Here is a 17,656-nt window from a genome sequence, read left to right on the forward strand (position 1 = left end):
AACATGTCGAACTCCTCGAACGAGCCCTTGTCGAGCAAGAGCTCGATGCGCTCGCGCGCCGTCAGCTTGCCGCGGCCGTGCTGCGCCTCGATACGCTTCTCGCCGCCTCCCAGCTTGGCGCCGGCACGCCGCGCCTCGAGCTTCTCGACGATGTCCTTCATGCGTTGCCTCCGGCGACCGCCGCCGCCCTTCCCGAACCGAACTGCCGCATGTGTCTAGCATGCGACAGCCAGTGAGGAAAACGGTCCTGCGGCGGCCGGCGCCGGCCGCGCCGCAGCGTCAGGCCGGCACCGCCGGCGCGACGCGGCGGTTGAAGCTCCAAAGGCCGAAGGCAAAGGCGAGCAGCAGCACGCCCGCGCCGAGCACGGTCCCGGGCGAGGCCCCGAGCTTCTCGAACCACTGGGTGTAGAAATGAATCGCGGCGAACACCGCGACGACATTGACCATCCAGCGCCGGTTGGTCTTCACCGCCCAGACCCCGGCCCCCGCCAATGCCGCCGCCCAGCCGAGGCTGAACACCAGCGGCGACACGTATTCGCTGCGCGCGGTATAGTCGTGGAGGATGGAGGCATCGCCGTGCAGCAACGCGCGCAGCCGCAAGAGCCGGTCGCCCCACAGCGAGCCGACCCAGAAACCGAAATTGATCATCAGCACCGCGGTGCGCGCCGCGATCAGCCCCAGCCGTTCATAGGCGGCGCTGACACGCTGCGAGATCAGGTAGCCGGCGAGCGCGATCACGGCAAACACCACGATGGTCAGCGTCGGCTCCTCGACGGAGAGCGAGTACATGGCATGGCGATAGTCGGTGCTGCTGCCGAGGCAGCCGCCGATCACCAGCACGGATGCCGCGATCAGCAACCCCGAGCGCGCCACCACCGCGGCGCCGGCCAGCAGCACGGTGATCGACGCCATCGCCCGCAGCGAGCCATCGTCGAGCACGGCAAGGCCGCCGCAGAATGCCAGCGCGCCGAGCACCAGGCAGATCTGTGCGAGGAGTTCCCAGGCCCTGGCGCCCGCGGTCTGCAGCCCGAGCCCGAGACCGAACAGGACGACGCCAAGGCCGAGCGCCGTGAACGGCGACGGCAGCAGCGCGCCGGCGCCGGCGGCGACCGCCACCACGCCGAATCCAACCAGAATGTTGATGCCGAGCGAGATGGTATCGCGCGCCGCGAGGCCGCGCAGCCGCTCGGCCTCCGCCGCTGTCAGCTTGCCGCTGGCGACGAGGTCGGTGAGGTCCAGGGTAACTTTCATGATGGCCTTTTCAGACGGAGTGATGTCCGTATGGGTAGCCGATCAGCCCCTGCCGGTTCAATCGCGCGCGCAGCGTCTCGCGCGGTCACTTGTCGCGCGGCGGCCGACTGGTGACGAAATAGCTGTCCTTGCTGACCACGAGGCCGTCGCGCAGGGTGATCAGGTCGATCAGCTCCATGGTCACCGGCGCGCCGTCCGGCGTGGTCGCGGTGATGATGGATTCGGCGACAAAGTGATCGTCGCTGCCATGCAGCGACACCGCCTCGAACTTCAGGCCCGGCAGGCCGGAAAAATCCTTGCCGAACTGCTCAGCCACCGCCTCCTTGCCGCGGAAGACGCGCGCGCTGCCATGGCGGCGATAGCTGGTGTCTTCGGCATGCATGGCCATGATCGCGGCAATGTCGTGCGCGTTCCACGCCGCATTGTAGCGCGTGGCGATCTCCTTGTAGGACGGCTGCGCGGTCATGGCGCTCTCCCGATCTGTTGTTGTGGTTCGGGTGCCATTCAACCCCGCCTGCATGGCGGCTGTCCAGCGCTGGACGGGCGGCATTCGAGACCGTCGCGCCGGCAAGGCATTCTATCGTGACAGAATGCCCAGCAGATTGCCGCTCATGATACGCGCCAGCGCCTCCCGGCTGTTCGTTGCACGCTGCACCTGGATCCGGCTGGTCAGGAGATCGCCGTAGGGAGCAGCCGAGGCGAAGATGGCGCGGTCCGGAATCTCCCTGGCGGCCAGAAAAGGTCCATACCAGGTCTGCGGCGTGCCCAAATCGACGAAGACGTTCGGCGTCGCCTCCTTGACCGCTTCGATGGTCGAGAGCCAGTTGGGGCCCCCGAGCTGGCCGATGATGATCGGCACACGCGAATACCGGGCGGCCAGACGAATATAGGTCGCGATGTCCTCGGCCGTTTGCGGCGCGGCCGCATGCAGCAGGATGGGATAACGCCCGCCGTGATCCGCGGCGGCTTGAAACACCGGTTCGACCAGCGCAGCCTGGCCGACAGGCGGTGAAATTTCGCCAATTCCCTTCAGGCCTCGTCCGACAATCTCTTCACTCACCCAGGAGCCGATCCTTGACGGCTCGTCCATCGGTACTCCTCCAAAGCCGATGTACCGCGATGGCCATTCGCGCAATGTGGCGTGCAATTCGGCCATCGCCCCGGCAATGCCCAGGGCCGAAGCGCCTGCGGTCACCCTGGATAGAACGCTCATTTCCGCCTTGAATGAATGAAGGTCCGTCGCCCGCTCCGGATGAGGACGCGACATCAGGAGAACGCTCTTGCCAATGCCCGCTTCATCCATCGACTGAATGTGGGCCGCTGGCGGCAAGATCAGGTGAGCATGAGCATCAATGACAGGTACCGAGTCATCGAGCATCGATTTCGATCCTTCCAGCCTGGCCGCCGTGGCGGCGAGTGGCGAGGTCGTGGCGGCAATTGCTGCGGCGCAAACGGCCAGAAATCGTCGGCGCGGCAGTCGCCCATCATCGTCCCCTGTCGTCACAGTCATCTCCCGGCAAAACGATTGAAGTTGTCAGCGGCGGGACGGTACGGTCTGACATGCATGTCAGAGTCAAGACCATGAAGATCGGCGAGCTTTCAAAGCGTACCGGCGTCAGCGTGAGGATGCTGCGCCACTATGAGGAGCTGGGGCTCGTCCGGCCGCAGAGAACGGCAGCGGGCTATCGCACCTATGGGGCCGGCGACATCGGCACGATCAAGCGTGTTGTCCTGCTGAACAAGGCGGGACTGGAACTGCGCAGGCTTCGCCATCTCATCGGCTGTGAACTCGGCGACAACGGCATGCGTACGCAGCTCTGCGCCCCGTTGCAATCGGTTCTCGCTTCCAAGCACGCCGAGCTCGCCCGACAGATCAGCGATCTGCGAAAGAGCTACAAGATGCTGTCCAGGCTGCTGGCTGCGCAGGAGCTGTCGATGCCGGCCCCCGACCGAAGGTGATCCGGGGATGCGCGGCATCAATTGCATTCGCTAGCCCGCGACCAGCTCCACCTCCGCCATGACATGCCGCGCGTAGCGATAATCGCGGATATGGCAGATACGGCCGTCGCGCCAGTCCAGCAGGACGACATAGAGCGGCGGCGCGCCGGCATCAGCCCGCGCGAACACCAGGATGGCTGGCCGGCCGTCGACACGGCCGATCCCGAGATGCCAGTCGTCGATCTCGGCATAGTTGCCGAAATAGCGTCCGACAGGCGCACGGCCGTCGAGACGGCTCTTGCCATGCAGGTCGAGGCGAACGTCGTCGGCGAGCAGCTCGCGCAGCGCGTCGAAGTCGCGCGCGTTGAAGCGTGCGACATAGGCGGCCAGACGCGCCCGTTCGCCGCTGTCGAGGGGCGCGACGGGCGGCCCCTCGGGCGCATGCGCCAGCGCTCGCAGACGCAGACGGCCCTTGTGCAGCGCCGCCTTCACCGCCGGCACCGTGAGCCCGGTGACGTCGGCGATCTCCTGCAGCGAATGCCCGAGCACGTCCATCAGGATCACGCTGCTGCGCTGCGCCGGCGGCAGGTGCATGAAGGTGCGCAGGCTGGTGGCGGCGATGTCGGGATCGACGCCGTGCGTGCCGGGATCGGCGACGTCGTCGGGATCGTCGTCGGCCTGCAACACAGCGATCCGGCCGCGGCGCCGCAGATAGTCAAGCGCGGTGTTGTGGATGATGCGGAACACCCAGCCCTCGACATTGACGATATCGCCGGCGCGCGGCAGCGCCTCGATCGCCTTGAGCAGGGCGTCCTGGACCACGTCCTCGCCGTCGATCGCCGAACCGGTCATGCGCGCGGTGTAGCGATGCAGCTTCGGCCGCAGCGCGCCGATCGCCTGCGCCAGCACGTCGCGGCCCTCCCTCTCGCCGGAGAGGCTCATGTGGGCGCTCTCCATGTCATGGCGTGCGCCCCTCGCCGATCATGCGGTAGTTGCCGACGACCACCGCCTCGGAAAATTGCGGCGCCTCGGCGCAGCGCTCGGCGATGCCGCCTGAGAACGCCTTGAACGCCGCGAAGTCCGGCAGCACGCTGCGCTCGCCCTCGCTCTCGACGAGATGGACGAAGGTGTCGTCGGCGAGCCGCAGCACGGCATAGCGCAGGCCATCGGGCGCGCGCGCGCCAAGCTCAAGAAACACATTTTCGATCAGGCGCTGGTTCTCGGCAGCCATTCCCGGCTTCGTCCGGTAGCGCACGACGGTTCGTTTCATGGCGGTCTCCTCGGATCGGTCAGGCCGGCAGCCCGTGCCGCCCATATCCTGAACCCATGTCCTAAACCCGTGTCCTGAAGACGTCGCAGCCGCGCGAAAGGATTCCGCCCCCGGCAAAAAAATATGCCCCACCGATATTGTCGTCGCCGGCATCCTTTGCCCCGCGCCCATCGTCTTCACCGGCACAGCCCTCGTTCCAAGACGATCCGATGACCCTTCATGCCTCCCCAGCCTCCCCGACGATCGGCGCAGCGGCCGCGCGGCGCGTGCTCGCCCTCACCTCGGCCGCGTCCTTCATGGTCGCGCTCGACGCGCTGGTGCTGACCACCGCGCTCGCCACCATCCGCGCCGACCTCCACACCAGCATCGCCACGCTGCAGTGGACCGTCAACGCGTACAATATCAGTTTCGCGGTGCTGCTGCTGACTGGCGCCGCCCTCGGCGACCGCTTCGGGCGGCGGCGGATGTTCACGCTCGGTCTTGCGGTGTTCGTCGCTGCCTCCGTTGCCTGCGGCCTTGCGGGCGATGTCGGCCAGCTCATCGCCGCCCGCGCCGTCCAGGGCGCCGGCGCCGCGCTGGTGATGCCGCTGGCGATGGCGCTGCTCGGTGCGGCCTATCCGCCCGAGCAGCGCGGCCGCGTGCTCGGCCTGTTCGGCGGCGTCACCGGCCTCGCCCTGATCGCCGGGCCACTTGCGGGCGGCGCCATCGTCGCCGGCCTCGCCTGGCCGTGGATCTTCTGGATCAACCTGCCGGTCGGCGTCGCCGTCATCGTCCTCACGCTGCGCCACTGTCCGGAGAGCTTCGGCCCGCCGACGCCGCTCGACCCCGGCGGCCTCGCGCTCGCCGCCACAGCGGCGCTGGCGCTGGTGTGGGCGCTGGTGCGCGGCAACGAAGCCGGCTGGTCGAGCACGGAGGTGGTGGCCGCGCTCTGTGTCACCGTCATGGTCGGCGCCGCCTTCCTCGCCTGGGAAGCGCGCGTGGCGGCCCCGATGGTGCCGCTGCGGCTGTTCAGGCAGCGCGCCTTCGCTGCCGGCATTGCGGCGAGCTTCCTGTTCTACGCCGCGATGTACAGCGTGGTTTTCTTCCTGCCCCAGTTTCTACAGACGGCGCAGGGCTTCGGTCCGTTCGCGGCGGGCCTGCGCCTGCTGCCATGGACGGCGACGCTGTTCGTGTTCGCCCCGCTCGGCGGCCGGCTGGTCGAGCGGCTCGGCGCGCGCATACTGGTCGCGGGCGGCACGCTGCTGCAGGCGATCGGATTTGCCGTCGTCGGCGTCACCGCCGCGCCCGACCTCGCGCTGCCGGCGCTGGCCGTGCCGTTCGCGGTCGCAGGCGCCGGTGTGTCGCTGGCGATGCCGGCGGCACAGGCCGCGGTGCTCGGCGCCGTCGCCCCGGCCGAGATCGGCAAGGCATCGGGCATTTTCAACATGGCACGGTTTTTCGGCGGTGTGTGTGGGATCGCGCTGGCGGTCGCGGTGTTCGCCGCCGGCGGCGGGCGGACCTCACCGCAGGGCTTTGGCCACGGCTTTGCGCTCGCGATCGGCGCCGCGGCGATGATGTCATTGTCGGCTGCGATCGTGGCGCTGGCGCTGCCGGGCCGGCGCCAGGCGGCGGCCGCCGTCGCGCGCGCGCAGGCGTGAGCGCGAGAGCTACAGCGCGCCGATCTCGCTCAGGCAGGCCTGGGCGAGCTTCATGCGCGCGGCATTGTGGTGCTCCACGCGGATATCGAGGTTGAGGGCGAACACCGTCGGGCGATCGCCCTTCTCGACCCAGCCGACCAGCCAGCCAACGCTCGCACGCGTGCCGCCGCCCTCGGTCTTGTCGTCGACGCCGACAAGGCCGGTCTTGGAGCGGATGACGGCATCGCCGACCTTCGTTTCCGGCAGGATGTCGCGGCCGAGCTGCTGCGCGCGCTTCGACACCGGCAGCGCGTCGCGGCGCAGGCGGTCGACGAAATCGACCTGCTGCACCGGATCGATCCGCAGGCCGCCGGTCAGCCAGAAGCGGTCGATGCCGCCGCTGGTGTCGCGGTTGCCGTAGTCGAAGGCATCGAGGGACTGCTGCATGCGCTCCGCGCCGACACGCCGCGCAATTTCCTGGAACACCGGCACGGCGGACGCCGCCATCGCCGAACGCAGCGTGTGATCCTTGTTCCACTCCGGGATGAAGCGGGTGACGCCGTCCCACGCAAACACGTCCTTGTCGGGATCGCCGACGACGCCGGTCTCGAGCGCGATGACCGCCAGCGGAATCTTGAAGGTCGCCGCCGGCAGCAGCGCTTCGCCCGAACGACCGGCATCGCTGGCGATCACCGTATAGTCCTCGACCTTGTAGGCGACGAAGGTGCCCGCAGTGCCATTGTCGGCGAAGTGACGGGCAAGACTGTCCTGGATGATGTTCTTCATCGGCGCCACGGTGGCGCGGGCGGGCGCGCGAAGGCTGCCGAGGACAGCCGTGGCGAGTGGCAGGACGAGGGCTTGGCGGCGGTTGAGCAAGGCGGAATCCGAACGACGGTTGCGGGACGGTCCGGCGTCAGTACATCGGATTTCGTGTTGAAAAAATGACGTTTTGAAGGGAATGCAGCCCTGCTATCGGGCTATCGGGTCCGCTTCGACAGCCGCAGCACGAAGATCAGCACCTCGGCCACCGCCTTGTAGAGCTCGACAGGAATTTCGTCGCCGATCTCGACATTCGACAGCGCCCCCGCCAGCACCTCGTTCTCCTGGATCGGGACGTTGTTGGCCTTCGCCACCTCGATGATCTTCTGGCCGATCGTGCCCTTGCCCTTGGCGACGACGCGCGGCGCGCCGGTCTTGTCATAGTGCAGCGCGATCGCCAGCGAACGGGTCGATGCCTCGCTCATGTGGCGCGGTCCAGAAAATGCCCGGCCGGCGCCGGCGTCGCACTCGGCGGCGGTGCTCCGCTGCCGATGACGATGTCGCCGGGCTCGAGCTCGGCCTGGCGCAGCGCCTCGTTGAGCTGGCCGGCGCTGGCGCGCAGCTGCGCCGCGGTCTCGGCGCGCTCCGCCCACATCCGCACCGAGGTGGTGTCGCCGCTGAGCGTGACCAGCGCATGGACCGGCCCCGCCGGCTCGACGTCGAGCGAAAAGCGGGCGCGCCAGACACGCTGGGTGGCGGGGGCGGCCTTGGCGCCGCCGCCGTCCCGGGAAATCTCGAACTGGGCCACCGCGGTGCCCTGCGGCGTCGCGAACGGGATCTCGAACTGCCAGCGCGGCTGGCCATCGACGCGGCCGGCGTCGGCCCGATCGCCCAGCGACGCGATCTGCAAAAGGGTCTGGCGGGCGATTGCGCCGTCGGCATCCTCGACAAGGCGGCGCACCGCCTCGACCGGGGTCGCGTCCGCGCCGATCGCCGGCTGGGCGACCGGCTGGGCGGTCGGCGCACCGCCGCGGAACGGCGGCGGTGGCTGGTTGGCGGGCGGCGCCCCCGGCTCCCCGGCGGAAACGGGGCGGACGGCCTGGGCCTGGGCCGGATCGGCGGCGAGCTTGCCGCCGATCATGCGCCGCAAGGTGTCGGCCACCCCGGCAGGCACCGCGCCATCGACCTCCTGCAGCAGGTTGAGCGCCGCGGTGACCGCGGCGGCACGCGCCGCCGCGCTCTGGGGCACGGCGCCCGAGGCCAGGAGGTGACCACCGGCGAGTTCCTCGGCCACCGGCAACAGCGCCCGCGGCAGGTAGGCCTCCTCGGCATCGATGTCCGGCGCCAGCGGCACGGCCGCTCCCGGCGGCAGCGCGGTGGTGCCGGCCCCGCGGAGAGCCGCGGACGCAGCTCCAGCCGTGGCGGCGCCCTGCTCCGGCACATGGTCGAGCCAGTTGCCAAGGGTCTGGCGGAACACGATCAGCGCGGCCTTGAGATCCGGCATGCCCTGGCCTGCCGACGGCACCGCGCCGGACGCCAGCGCCGCTTCCAGGAACAGCCCAGAACCCTGGAAAGCGGATTTGAGGGTGTCCCCACTGAGATCGGCGCCCAGCGCCGGTCGGACCGAGAGGAGCTGCTGGGCGGCCTGCTGCAGCGGCTCCGGCAGGCCCGGCGATGCCGCGGCGGCATTGGCGAACAACGGCGAAAGGCCCGCCTGACGCGCCGCGGCAGTCTGCGCCGCGGTGGTCACGGCAATCTGCTCGATGGCGGTGAGAAGCGGCGTCGCTGTGGTCGTCGCCCGCGGGGCGGCAATGGCCGAGACGTCGGTGGCCGCCCCCGCGGCCGCGGTCGCCGCACCGTCGCCCGACGGCACGATGGCGAGGCGCAGGCCATCCGCCGTCTCCGACACCGCAAGCAGCAGCGTCGCGCCAGCCTGCAGCGGCACCTCGCTGAGCACATCGATGTGGAGACTGCCGATGGCGATGCGCACGCGGCTGTCGTCGAGCACCTTGAGCACGCGCGCATCGATGGTCGTGCCCGGCTGCAGCGCCAGGTCCGGCGCCGCCTCCTGGGCGGCAATGACCGGAAGGACGGAATGGATCGAAATCGGCATGCGCGCCTCGTTTCGCCGGTATTGTTAGGCGCGCGCCGTTAATCTGTCGTTAAGAGTAAGTTCCCTGATGGCCAGCCATCGTGGACGGCATCAGGCCAGCGCGAGCGCGGCCGCCCTGAAATCGGCGAGGCGTGCGGCGCGGCGGCTCATCACCTCCTCGTCGGCGCCCCACTGGGCGATGTTCCAGTCCTCGTCGACATGGGCGGCGGTCCACACCGCCTCCGCATCGAGCCGGCCATGCAGCAGCGCCAGCGCCAGCAGCGCCGAGCCAGTCAGCGTCGTCACCACATGCAGCGCGCCGAGCCGCCAGGCGTCCAGCGGCAGCGCCGCCCGCGCCGCGGCGAGCGCCGCGTCCGGCTGGCGCACATGGATGATGCCCTCGGCAAGGATGAAATGCGCGCCGAGCTGTTCGGCTGCCCAGAACAGCACCGGATCCCAGTGCTCGGCCTGCCGCGCCACCAGCGCCTGCGGATGGTCGGCGCGATAGAACAGCGCGTCGGTGGCAAAATACTTGGCGATGTCGTCAGTAACTTCGGCGGTGCGCGGCGCGACGCCGTCGATCACGCTGTTGGCGAGCCGCGTCAGCGGCATCGTCGAGGGATCGATGGTGTCCTGCTGGGCGTCCCACTCGGCGGCGATCGCCGCCGCCACGGCCTGCGACGGCGCGACCAGCGGCTGCTTGGCCGGGGTTCGGATCGTGCGGCCGTCCAGCACCACCGCATGGCCGCCGTCCGCCGCGACGACGCCGGCGGTCGTGTAGAAGCGCTTGCGCAGTTGCGGGCGCGACGACTGCCGCGCCGCCTCGTTGGGATCGAGCGGCGATTGTCCCGCGACCTCGTCGAACAGTTCTCGCATCAGTTCCTCGCAATGCGCAGCAGCGGTGCCGGTCCTAGCGGTTGGCACAGCCGCGTGAATACTCGGCCCGCTCGTTGGGGCCAAGCCCCAGCGCGGCCCCCTGATCGAGGCATGGCGCCACGCGATCGCTGAACGAGCCGCGCGACTGCAGATTGGCCTTCGGCGGCGGCAGCGGCGCGTTCATCTTCGGCACCACCGGCACCTCGATCTTCGGCGGCGGCGGCGATGGCGGCGGCGGCATGATCATCGACGGCGGCGTCGGACTGAGACCGAGCGACTGCGCGCTGGCGCTGTGCACGGCGACGGCGCAGCTCAGCGCCACAAGGACTGGAACGATCGATCGCATCCCCGCCATATCGGCACGGCGCGGCCGCTTCGCCAGTGCCGTCGACCCGGGCTGGCGGCCACGATCGCGTGTCAGGTCCGTCGCAGTGCCGGTTCCCCGCGGCGCCCCGCACGAACAGCGAAGGCGCACGCTCACTCCTCGGGCGCCTCTTCGATCGGATCGAAGCGATCGGTTTCCAGCCCCAGCAGGTTCCACGACTGCTGCATGTGCGGGGGCAGCGGCGCGGTGGCGTCGATGAAACCGCCGCGCGGATGCGGAATGACGATGCGGCGCGCCAGCAGATGCAGGCGGTTCTGCAAGCCGCCCGGCAACTGCCAGTTCTCCTTGTTGAAATATTTGGGGTCGCCGACGATGGCGTGATCGATGTGGGCCATGTGGGCGCGCAGCTGGTGGGTGCGGCCGGTCACCGGCTTGAGCGAGACCCAGGCGAGCTTCTGCGCCGAGGTCTCGACCACCGCGTAGTACGTCACCGCATGGCTCGCGCCCTCGTCGCCATGCTCGGCGATGCGCATCACGGAATCGTCCTCGCGCTCTTCCTTGGCGAGGAAGGTCGAGATGCGGCCCTGCTTGGGCTTGGGCACGCCGGCGACCAGCGCCCAGTAGATCTTGCGCGCCGAGCGCGAGCGGAACGCGCCGGTCAGCGCCGACGCCGCAAAGCGCGTCTTGGCGATCAGCAGGCAGCCCGACGTCTCCTTGTCGAGGCGGTGCACGAGGCGCGGCCGCTGGCCCTTGGCGTCGCGCATCACCTCCAGCATCTGGTCGACATGGCGCGTGGTGCCCGAGCCGCCCTGCACGGCAAGGCCTGCCGGCTTGTTCAGCACCAGCACGTCGGCGTCCTCATAGAGCGTCATCGCCTTGAGCGCGTCGAGCGTCTTCTGCTGCGCCTCCGACAGTTCGCTCGGCCCGCCCTTGGGCGCGTCGAGGCGCAGCGGCGGAATACGCACGCTGGCACCCTCCTCGAGACGGTCCTTGCTGTCGGCGCGACGGCCGTTCACGCGCAGCTCGCCTTTGCGGACGATGCGCTGGATATGGGAGAACGACAGGCCCGGAAAGCGCGCCTCGAGAAAGCGGTCGACGCGCATGCCGTCCTCGTCGGCGGTGACCGTCACCGTCTGCACCTTGGTCGGCAATGGCGGCAGCTCGGCCTCCGGCGCGCGCGCCTCGACCTCCCGCGGCGGTCGCGCTGCGCCGGGCGGTTTGCCCCCCGCCGCCGGCCGCGCCGCCCGGCGGGGACGCTCTGCGAAGCCATCCGACGCACCGGTCCCGTAACCGCGCGAACCACCGTCGCGCGAGGGCGCGCCGCGCCTTCCGGCACCGGACTTGAAACCATCGGACTTGAAGCCTTCAGATCTGGAGCCTTCAGATCGCGAACCTTCGGGTTTGGCCCTGCCGAACCTCGCGCCGGCGGGCTTGCCGCCGGCCGGCCGGGCGGCGCGCTCGTCGTCATGCCCGCGACCACCCGCGCCGGCTCGCCCGCCACGCGTATCGGAGCCCTTGCCGAATGCCTTGCCCGGTCCCTTGTCAGACCCCTTGCCAGCCCCCTTGGCTGCCGGCCGCCCCGTGCGGCCACGGCCGGCGGCGGATCCCGGTGACTTCTGCAGCGGTCTCTTGACGCGACGGCTCATGATTTCTGCTCTGGGTGATGGGCGACAGGAGCGGTGGTCTGCTGGTTTTGACCGTGCCCGCACAATTTCTTTGCCCTAGCGCAAAAGCGGCGCAGCGTCACGGCCAAATCGTTGCAAATGAACGATTTTCCATTGCATTGTCCGGCCTTCCAACAACACCCGGAGCCATCCGGGGCCTTTCAGGGAAACGCCGACCGATGCCCGCCATGTCCTTGCTTGCTCCCTTCGTCCGCCTCGCCGCCGCGACGCTGCTCCTGACCGGAGCAGCCACCGCCGGCACGATGCCCCCCGACATCGCCGCCAAACTCAAGGAGATGGGCCGCGTGATCGACCCGCCGAAGGTCGGCGATATCTATGGACCGCTGCAGCAGCAGGAGCCGTTTGCCGGCATCCGGATCGAGCGCGACGTCAGGTACGGCCCCGCCGAACGCAACCGCCTCGACGTGTTCACGCCGGAAACGGCGAGCGGCGGGCCGCGACCGGTGCTGGTCTTCGTGCATGGCGGCGGCTTCGTCGCCGGCGACAAGCACACCCCCGGCACGCCCTTCAACGACAACGTCGCGGCCTGGGCGGCAAAGAACGGCTTCATCGGCGTCAACATCACCTATCGCCTGGCGCCGCAGTCGCCGTGGCCGGCCGGCGCCGAAGACGTCGGCACGGCGGTGCGTTGGGTGGGAGAGAACATCGCCGCACGCGGCGGTGACGGCGCGCGGGTCTACCTCATGGGCCATTCCGCCGGCGCCGTGCATGTGGCGAGCTACGTGTCCCATCCCGAGTTCCACGGGCCGAAGGGTGTCGGCCTCGCCGGCGCCATCCTGGTGTCCGGCCTCTACGACCTCACCGCGCTACCGTTCAGCAAGTTCGAGTTCGCCTATTTCGGTGAAGATGCGTCGACCTATGCACAGCGCTCCTCGCTCGCCGGCCTCGTCGCCGGCCAGCTGCCGCTGCTGGTGATGTCAGCCGAACTCGATCCGCCGCCGTTCGAGCAGCAGTACAAGCTGCTCACCGAGCAGCTGTGCAAGAGCCCGCGCGGCTGCGCACGCACCGCAGTGCTGGCGCAGCACAGCCACATCTCGGAGGTGTTCGCGATCAACACCTCAGATACCAGCCTGACCGATCACATCCTCGCGTTCACTGCGGCCGGAAAGTAGCGGCGCAGACCGACGCGCTGCCGGGACCGGCGTCATGCCGGATCCCGGCCGCGACCGCCGGACGGCGGCGATCAGCGCACTGTTTCAGGCGCGCGCCACCAGCGCCGGATCGCCGGACGCGGCGGCGGCGCCACGACCTCCGGGGCCACATGCGTGCGATCCTCGCGCGCCGGCGGCATCGTCGCCGGCATCTGCAGCACGGTCGCCACCTGTCCTTCGAGCAGCCGCGTCAGCAGCACCACCTGACCGTTGGGAAATTCCAGCGCATCGTGGTGAGTGCTCGGCCTGTCCATATCGATCTGCCGGAACCGTGCCACGCGATATGGAACCCGGCGCCGCCGCCACAACAGCAGCCGCGGCTCGAACTCGACGTCCTGCTCGAACGCCAATTCCGTTCCGGGCCGCAGGCACACCGCGGTCGCGGGATCCATCGCGTCACCGAAACCGCGGGTGACCGAACCGGAGAACGACTTGGAGATCAGTTTGTCACCGGCCTTCGCCGGCCGTGACGCCACATGGTGCAGGCTGTAGTCGCACATCGGACGCTCCCATCCGTCAGAGCACGCCCCCCAAAGCCTTGCAGAGGACGCGAACTCTGACACCCGAGCGTGGCGGGTTTGTGATGTGCCCCGCCGCCCCGCTATCGCGCGACGTTGCAGGCCATCAGCGCGGCGCGGTGCTGCAGCCGGCCTGCCGTGCGATCACCGCGATGTCGTCGGCGACATCGGCCGCGCTGCCGCGCTTTCGGGCTTCATCCAGCGCCAGGCACGCGCCACCGGAATTACCGTTCTCGAACCGGGCGGACGCCAGATTGCTCCAGGCGGTGGCGAATTCAGGCTGGTCCTTCACCGCCTGCTCGAGCACAGGCTCGGCATCGCGCGGCCGCCGGGCGATCAACAGGAAACGGCCGTAGTCGGCACTCAGCGACCGCAGAGGCGCCACCTGCCCGCGCGCAGCGCGGAACAGTTCGTCCGCAAACGCCATGTCCTGAAAGCGCGACGTCACCACGATCGCGAGGCCGTGATAGACCTCGCTGCGTTCGGGCGCGAGCAGGTAGGCGCGGTTGAACCAGCGCCCTGCCTCGGCGAATTTTCCGGTGCCGACGGCGCGCCAGCCGCGACCGGTGAACTCCGCGAAGGCCTTCTGCGGCGTCATCCCGGCGTCGGCCAGCGCGCCCGCGAAGGATTTTGCGTAGCCCGACTTGTCGGCAAATCCATAGAAGGGCTGCTCGTCAGCCGGGGCGTCGAAGGTCTTGCGGCTGACCTGCAGGCCCGGCGCCACCTCGACGGTCTCGATGGCACCGGCCACGCCCGTGAGCGCAACGGTGAGAATGACGCACAGCCCCACCAGCGCGCACCCGGCGCGATTTGCAATCCACATCCCGCCCCCGTTTTTTTCGTCTTGCTATCTGTCGATTGAAATCGATTTAGTATTGCAGAAAGATTGGACGTCAGTCGCGCTGCGCGCGCAGCTTCGCCCAGTAGTCGAGCCGCTTGCGGATCTCGCGTTCGAAACCGCGCTCCGGCGGATCGTAGAAGGTCTGGCGTCCTAGATCTTCCGGAAAATAATCCTGTCCGGAAAAGCCCTCGGGCGTGTCGTGATCGTACTGGTAACCGGTGCCGTAGCCTTCGGATTTCATCAGCCTGGTCGGCGAATTGAGAATGTGCTTGGGCGGCAGCAGCGAGCCGGCCTCCTTGGCGGTGCGCATCGCAGCCTTGTAGGCGGTGTAGGCGGCGTTCGACTTTGGCGCGGTGGCGACATAGATCACCGCCTGCGCGATCGCGAGCTCGCCTTCCGGACTGCCGAGGAAATCGTAGGCATCCTTGGCGGCGTTGGCGACCACGAGGGCCTGTGGGTCGGCGAGGCCGACATCCTCGATCGCCATCCGCACCACGCGGCGCGCCAGGAACAGCGGATCCTCGCCGGCATCGAACATGCGCGCGAGATAGTACAGCGCCGCGTCGGGGTCGGACCCGCGCACCGACTTGTGCAGCGCGGAGATCAGGTTGTAGTGGCCATCCGCCGACTTGTCGTAGATCGGTGCGCGCCGCTGCAGGATCGCCTGCAACTGCGCGGCGTCGAAGATCTCGTCGGCCCGCGCCGAGCGCCACACCTCCTCGACGAGGGTCAGCGCGGCGCGGCCATCGCCATCGGCCATGCGCACCAGCGCGGCACGGGCTTCCGCATCGAGCGGCAGCCGCCGGCCCTCGACCTCTTCGGCGCGTGCGAACAGCCGCTCGACCGCGGCCGGATCGAGCGAGCGGAACACGAGCACGCGCGCGCGCGACAGAAGAGCGGCGTTGAGCTCGAATGACGGGTTCTCGGTGGTGGCGCCGACCAGCACCACGGTGCCGTCCTCCATCACCGGCAGGAAGGAGTCCTGCTGCGCCCGGTTGAAGCGATGGACCTCGTCGACGAACAGCAGCGTGCCCGTTCCCATCTCGCGACGGGCGCGCGCGGCATCGAACACCTTCTTGAGATCGGCAACGCCGGAAAACACTGCCGAGATCTGCTCGAAATGCAGCGAGGTGGCATCCGCGAGCAGCCGCGCCACCGTGGTCTTGCCGGTGCCCGGCGGTCCCCAGAACACCAGCGAGCCAAGGGTGCGCGTCTCCAGCATGCGCGTCAGCGCGCCGTCGGGACCGAGGATGTGCTCCTGGCCGACGACATCCGACAGCACATGCGGCCGCAGCCGTTCGGGCAACGGACGCGGCGCGTCCTGCTCGAGGCCGGCGGCGGCGAACAGCGACGGCGTGGATTGCGGCCGCTTCACGCTCAACCGCCGAGCACGACCGACAGCTGCTGGCCGCCACGCTGCAGCGTGATGCGCCACAACCGGCTGCCCTCCTTCGTCACACGCTCGAGGTCGGCGGTGCGGGAGATCTTCTGGCCGTTGACCTGGGTGATGATGTCGCCCTTCTGGAAGCCGACATTGGCGGCGAGCGCGTCGTCCGAGAAGCTGATGATGATCACCCCCTCGGCGCTGCCGTCGAGGTGCAACTCGTCGGCGAGCGCCGGCGAGATGTTGGCGACGGTCGCGCCCTGGAATGGCGAGCGCGATTTGAGCACGATCTCGTCGCGACCGCTGTCCGGCGCGGTCTCCAGCGGCACCGTCAGCTTGACCTGCTTGCCCGCGCGCTGCACCTCGATCGCGGCGGTGCCGCCGAGCGTGCGGGTGGCGAAGCGGTAGTCGAACGCGTTGGGATCGTCGATCGCCTGGCCTTCGATGGACAGGATCAGATCCGACAGCTTGAGGCCGGCGCGCGCCGCCGGGCTGCCGGACACCACGCTCGCGACCAGCGCACCGGTGGGGCGCGGCAGGCCGAGCGTCTCGGCAATCTCCGGCGTCACCGCCTGCAGCCGCGCGCCCAGCCAGGGACGCTTGACCGCGGTGCCGCCGCTCTTGGCGGACGCCACCACGACGCGAACCATGTTGGCGGGGATGGCGAAGCCGATGCCCTGCGATCCGCCGGAGCGCGAGAAGATCGCGGTGTTGATGCCGACGAGACGGCCGGTCATGTCGACGAGCGCGCCGCCCGAGTTGCCGGGGTTGATCGCGGCATCGGTCTGGATGAAGAACTGATAGTCGGTGATGCCGACCTGGGTGCGCGCCAGCGCCGAGACGATGCCGTGGGTCACGGTCTGGCCGACCCCGAACGGATTGCCGATCGCCAGCACGACGTCGCCGACCAGCAGCTCATCGGAGTTCGCGAATTCGAGCGTCGGGAAGCGCTCGCGGGCATCCTTGATCCGGAGCACGGCGAGATCGCTGCGGCTGTCCTTGAGCACGATCTCGGCCTCGAACTCGCGCTTGTCGGCGAGCGATACCTTCACCTGGTCGGCGCCTTCGATGACATGGTTGTTGGTGACGACGAGACCGCCGGCGTCGACGATCACACCCGAGCCGAGCGAGCGTTGCATCTGCTCGGGCTGCTGGCCCGGCACGCCGAAGAAACGGCGAAAGATCGGATCGTCGAGCAGCGGATTGCGGTTCTGGATCACCTTCGCCGCGTAGACATTGACGACCGCCGGCTGCACGCGCTGGACGATCGGCGCGTAGGACAGCCGCAGCTGGCTCGCTGAACTCGGAACCACCCGGTCCTGCGCGCGATCCTGGGCAAGCGCGGGCGCCGCCGACGCGAACACGGTGGCGAGCACCAGGGTCGACAGGGCCAGCGGCGCGAAGAGGTGAGAAAGACGCGTCATCAATTCGTCCTGCAAAAAGCGTGATCCGTGGAATTTTTTACTCGTTCCGGCGAGAGCATCGCGCAGCGTCTCCGCCCCGGTGTTCCCGGCGCACGAACCGAGCCGGTCCGGACGCAGAGGCGCCCGCGAAAGCCGCGGGCATCGCCCGGAGATTCGGCCGCGACGCAATGCACCCCCGAGAATAGACCAAAAAAACTGTCATATAAATGGCTTAGCACCCTGCCGGGAGACGCCGTGATCCCGGCCGGAATGATGCTCGTCGCGGGAGCAGCATGGGCCGACGCGTATGGCCCGGGCGCGGCCTGTCATTTCCCGCCTCGTCCGCCTCCCGCCTCGTCCGCCCGCAGGGATCGTCAGCGCGGCGCCGCAGATCGTCCTGTTGCCATTTGCGCCCATCACACAGCCACCGCGACGCACGCCCATCGCTGCATGCGACGCAGGCCACGGCGATCGCTCGCGCGATCGCGCGCCATGACGCCAATCGCGACGTCATCGCATCCAGCTCCGACGAAAGTCGCAGGGCTCG

General features: G+C 69.0%; 19 protein-coding genes. 3 read left to right on the forward strand and 16 right to left on the reverse strand.

Annotated features, from left to right (window positions below; all coding sequences use genetic code 11):
- The 4 genes from JQ639_RS34755 to JQ639_RS34770 all read right to left on the reverse strand — a co-directional run.
- Positions 1–161: carboxyl transferase domain-containing protein (locus JQ639_RS34755; RefSeq protein WP_283811637.1), on the reverse strand; the 161-nt coding region annotated here is incomplete at its 3' end.
- 118 nt (positions 162–279) lie between these two features.
- Positions 280–1,251, reverse strand: coding sequence for a hypothetical protein (locus JQ639_RS34760; RefSeq protein WP_211964834.1), 972 nt, complete (start codon positions 1,249–1,251; stop codon positions 280–282).
- A gap of 85 nt (positions 1,252–1,336) precedes the next feature.
- The gene (locus JQ639_RS34765) at positions 1,337–1,717 is read right to left on the reverse strand and encodes a nuclear transport factor 2 family protein (RefSeq protein WP_211964832.1); all 381 of its coding nucleotides are present in this window, start codon (positions 1,715–1,717) and stop codon (positions 1,337–1,339) included.
- 111 nt (positions 1,718–1,828) lie between these two features.
- Positions 1,829–2,755: an amidohydrolase family protein gene (locus JQ639_RS34770; RefSeq protein ID WP_211964830.1), complete on the reverse strand. Its 927-nt coding sequence runs from the start codon at positions 2,753–2,755 to the stop codon at positions 1,829–1,831.
- Between the two features lie 77 nt (positions 2,756–2,832).
- Here JQ639_RS34770 and JQ639_RS34775 point away from each other — a divergent pair, with 77 nt between their 5' ends.
- On the forward strand, positions 2,833–3,210 hold the full coding sequence (locus JQ639_RS34775) for a MerR family DNA-binding transcriptional regulator (RefSeq protein ID WP_211964828.1): 378 nt from the start codon (positions 2,833–2,835) through the stop codon (positions 3,208–3,210).
- Positions 3,211–3,240: 30 nt separating this feature from the next.
- On the opposite strand, the gene JQ639_RS34780 is transcribed toward JQ639_RS34775, so the two are convergent.
- Positions 3,241–4,131 (reverse strand): sigma-70 family RNA polymerase sigma factor, encoded by an 891-nt coding sequence (locus JQ639_RS34780; protein WP_211964826.1) that lies wholly within the window; start codon positions 4,129–4,131, stop codon positions 3,241–3,243.
- Between the two features lie 16 nt (positions 4,132–4,147).
- Positions 4,148–4,459: a hypothetical protein gene (locus JQ639_RS34785; protein WP_211964824.1), complete on the reverse strand. Its 312-nt coding sequence runs from the start codon at positions 4,457–4,459 to the stop codon at positions 4,148–4,150.
- A 209-nt stretch (positions 4,460–4,668) separates the two neighbouring features.
- On the opposite strand from JQ639_RS34785, the gene JQ639_RS34790 reads away from it, so the two are divergent.
- The gene (locus JQ639_RS34790; protein WP_211964822.1) at positions 4,669–6,096 is read left to right on the forward strand and encodes a DHA2 family efflux MFS transporter permease subunit; all 1,428 of its coding nucleotides are present in this window, start codon (positions 4,669–4,671) and stop codon (positions 6,094–6,096) included.
- 9 nt (positions 6,097–6,105) lie between these two features.
- On the opposite strand, the gene JQ639_RS34795 is transcribed toward JQ639_RS34790, so the two are convergent.
- The 6 genes from JQ639_RS34795 to JQ639_RS34820 all read right to left on the reverse strand — a co-directional run bounded on the left by JQ639_RS34795 (position 6,106) and on the right by JQ639_RS34820 (position 11,773).
- Positions 6,106–6,951: a penicillin-binding transpeptidase domain-containing protein gene (locus JQ639_RS34795; protein WP_249122894.1), complete on the reverse strand. Its 846-nt coding sequence runs from the start codon at positions 6,949–6,951 to the stop codon at positions 6,106–6,108.
- A 101-nt stretch (positions 6,952–7,052) separates the two neighbouring features.
- Positions 7,053–7,319, reverse strand: coding sequence for an EscU/YscU/HrcU family type III secretion system export apparatus switch protein (locus tag JQ639_RS34800; protein ID WP_211964820.1), 267 nt, complete (start codon positions 7,317–7,319; stop codon positions 7,053–7,055).
- Complete coding sequence (gene fliK, locus JQ639_RS34805; protein WP_211964818.1) at positions 7,316–8,947, reverse strand: flagellar hook-length control protein FliK; 1,632 nt, start codon at positions 8,945–8,947, stop codon at positions 7,316–7,318. The genes JQ639_RS34800 and fliK overlap by 4 nt, the downstream gene beginning before the upstream one ends.
- Positions 8,948–9,037: 90 nt before the next feature.
- Positions 9,038–9,802, reverse strand: coding sequence for an ATP12 family chaperone protein (locus JQ639_RS34810; protein WP_211964816.1), 765 nt, complete (start codon positions 9,800–9,802; stop codon positions 9,038–9,040).
- Between the two features lie 34 nt (positions 9,803–9,836).
- Entirely contained in the window at positions 9,837–10,148 is a 312-nt protein-coding gene (locus tag JQ639_RS34815) for a hypothetical protein (protein ID WP_211964807.1), read from the reverse strand.
- Between the two features lie 131 nt (positions 10,149–10,279).
- Positions 10,280–11,773, reverse strand: coding sequence for an RluA family pseudouridine synthase (locus JQ639_RS34820; RefSeq protein ID WP_211964795.1), 1,494 nt, complete (start codon positions 11,771–11,773; stop codon positions 10,280–10,282).
- Positions 11,774–11,979: 206 nt separating this feature from the next.
- On the opposite strand from JQ639_RS34820, the gene JQ639_RS34825 reads away from it, so the two are divergent.
- The gene (locus tag JQ639_RS34825; RefSeq protein WP_211964787.1) at positions 11,980–12,924 is read left to right on the forward strand and encodes an alpha/beta hydrolase; all 945 of its coding nucleotides are present in this window, start codon (positions 11,980–11,982) and stop codon (positions 12,922–12,924) included.
- Positions 12,925–12,995: 71 nt separating this feature from the next.
- Here JQ639_RS34825 and JQ639_RS34830 read toward each other — a convergent pair whose 3' ends face one another.
- The 4 genes from JQ639_RS34830 to JQ639_RS34845 form a co-directional block, all read right to left on the reverse strand.
- On the reverse strand, positions 12,996–13,463 hold the full coding sequence (locus JQ639_RS34830) for a hypothetical protein (RefSeq protein WP_211964785.1): 468 nt from the start codon (positions 13,461–13,463) through the stop codon (positions 12,996–12,998).
- A gap of 124 nt (positions 13,464–13,587) precedes the next feature.
- Positions 13,588–14,304, reverse strand: coding sequence for a tetratricopeptide repeat protein (locus JQ639_RS34835; RefSeq protein WP_211964783.1), 717 nt, complete (start codon positions 14,302–14,304; stop codon positions 13,588–13,590).
- A gap of 70 nt (positions 14,305–14,374) precedes the next feature.
- Entirely contained in the window at positions 14,375–15,703 is a 1,329-nt protein-coding gene (locus tag JQ639_RS34840; protein ID WP_211964781.1) for a replication-associated recombination protein A, read from the reverse strand.
- On the reverse strand, positions 15,700–17,130 hold the full coding sequence (locus tag JQ639_RS34845) for a DegQ family serine endoprotease (RefSeq protein WP_211964779.1): 1,431 nt from the start codon (positions 17,128–17,130) through the stop codon (positions 15,700–15,702). Before JQ639_RS34845 ends, JQ639_RS34840 begins: the two co-directional genes overlap by 4 nt.
- Between the last annotated feature and the right edge of the window lie 526 nt (positions 17,131–17,656).

The organism is Bradyrhizobium sp. U87765 SZCCT0048 (assembly GCF_018131225.1).
In the GTDB taxonomy this organism is placed as follows: Bacteria; Pseudomonadota; Alphaproteobacteria; order Rhizobiales; family Xanthobacteraceae; genus Bradyrhizobium_A.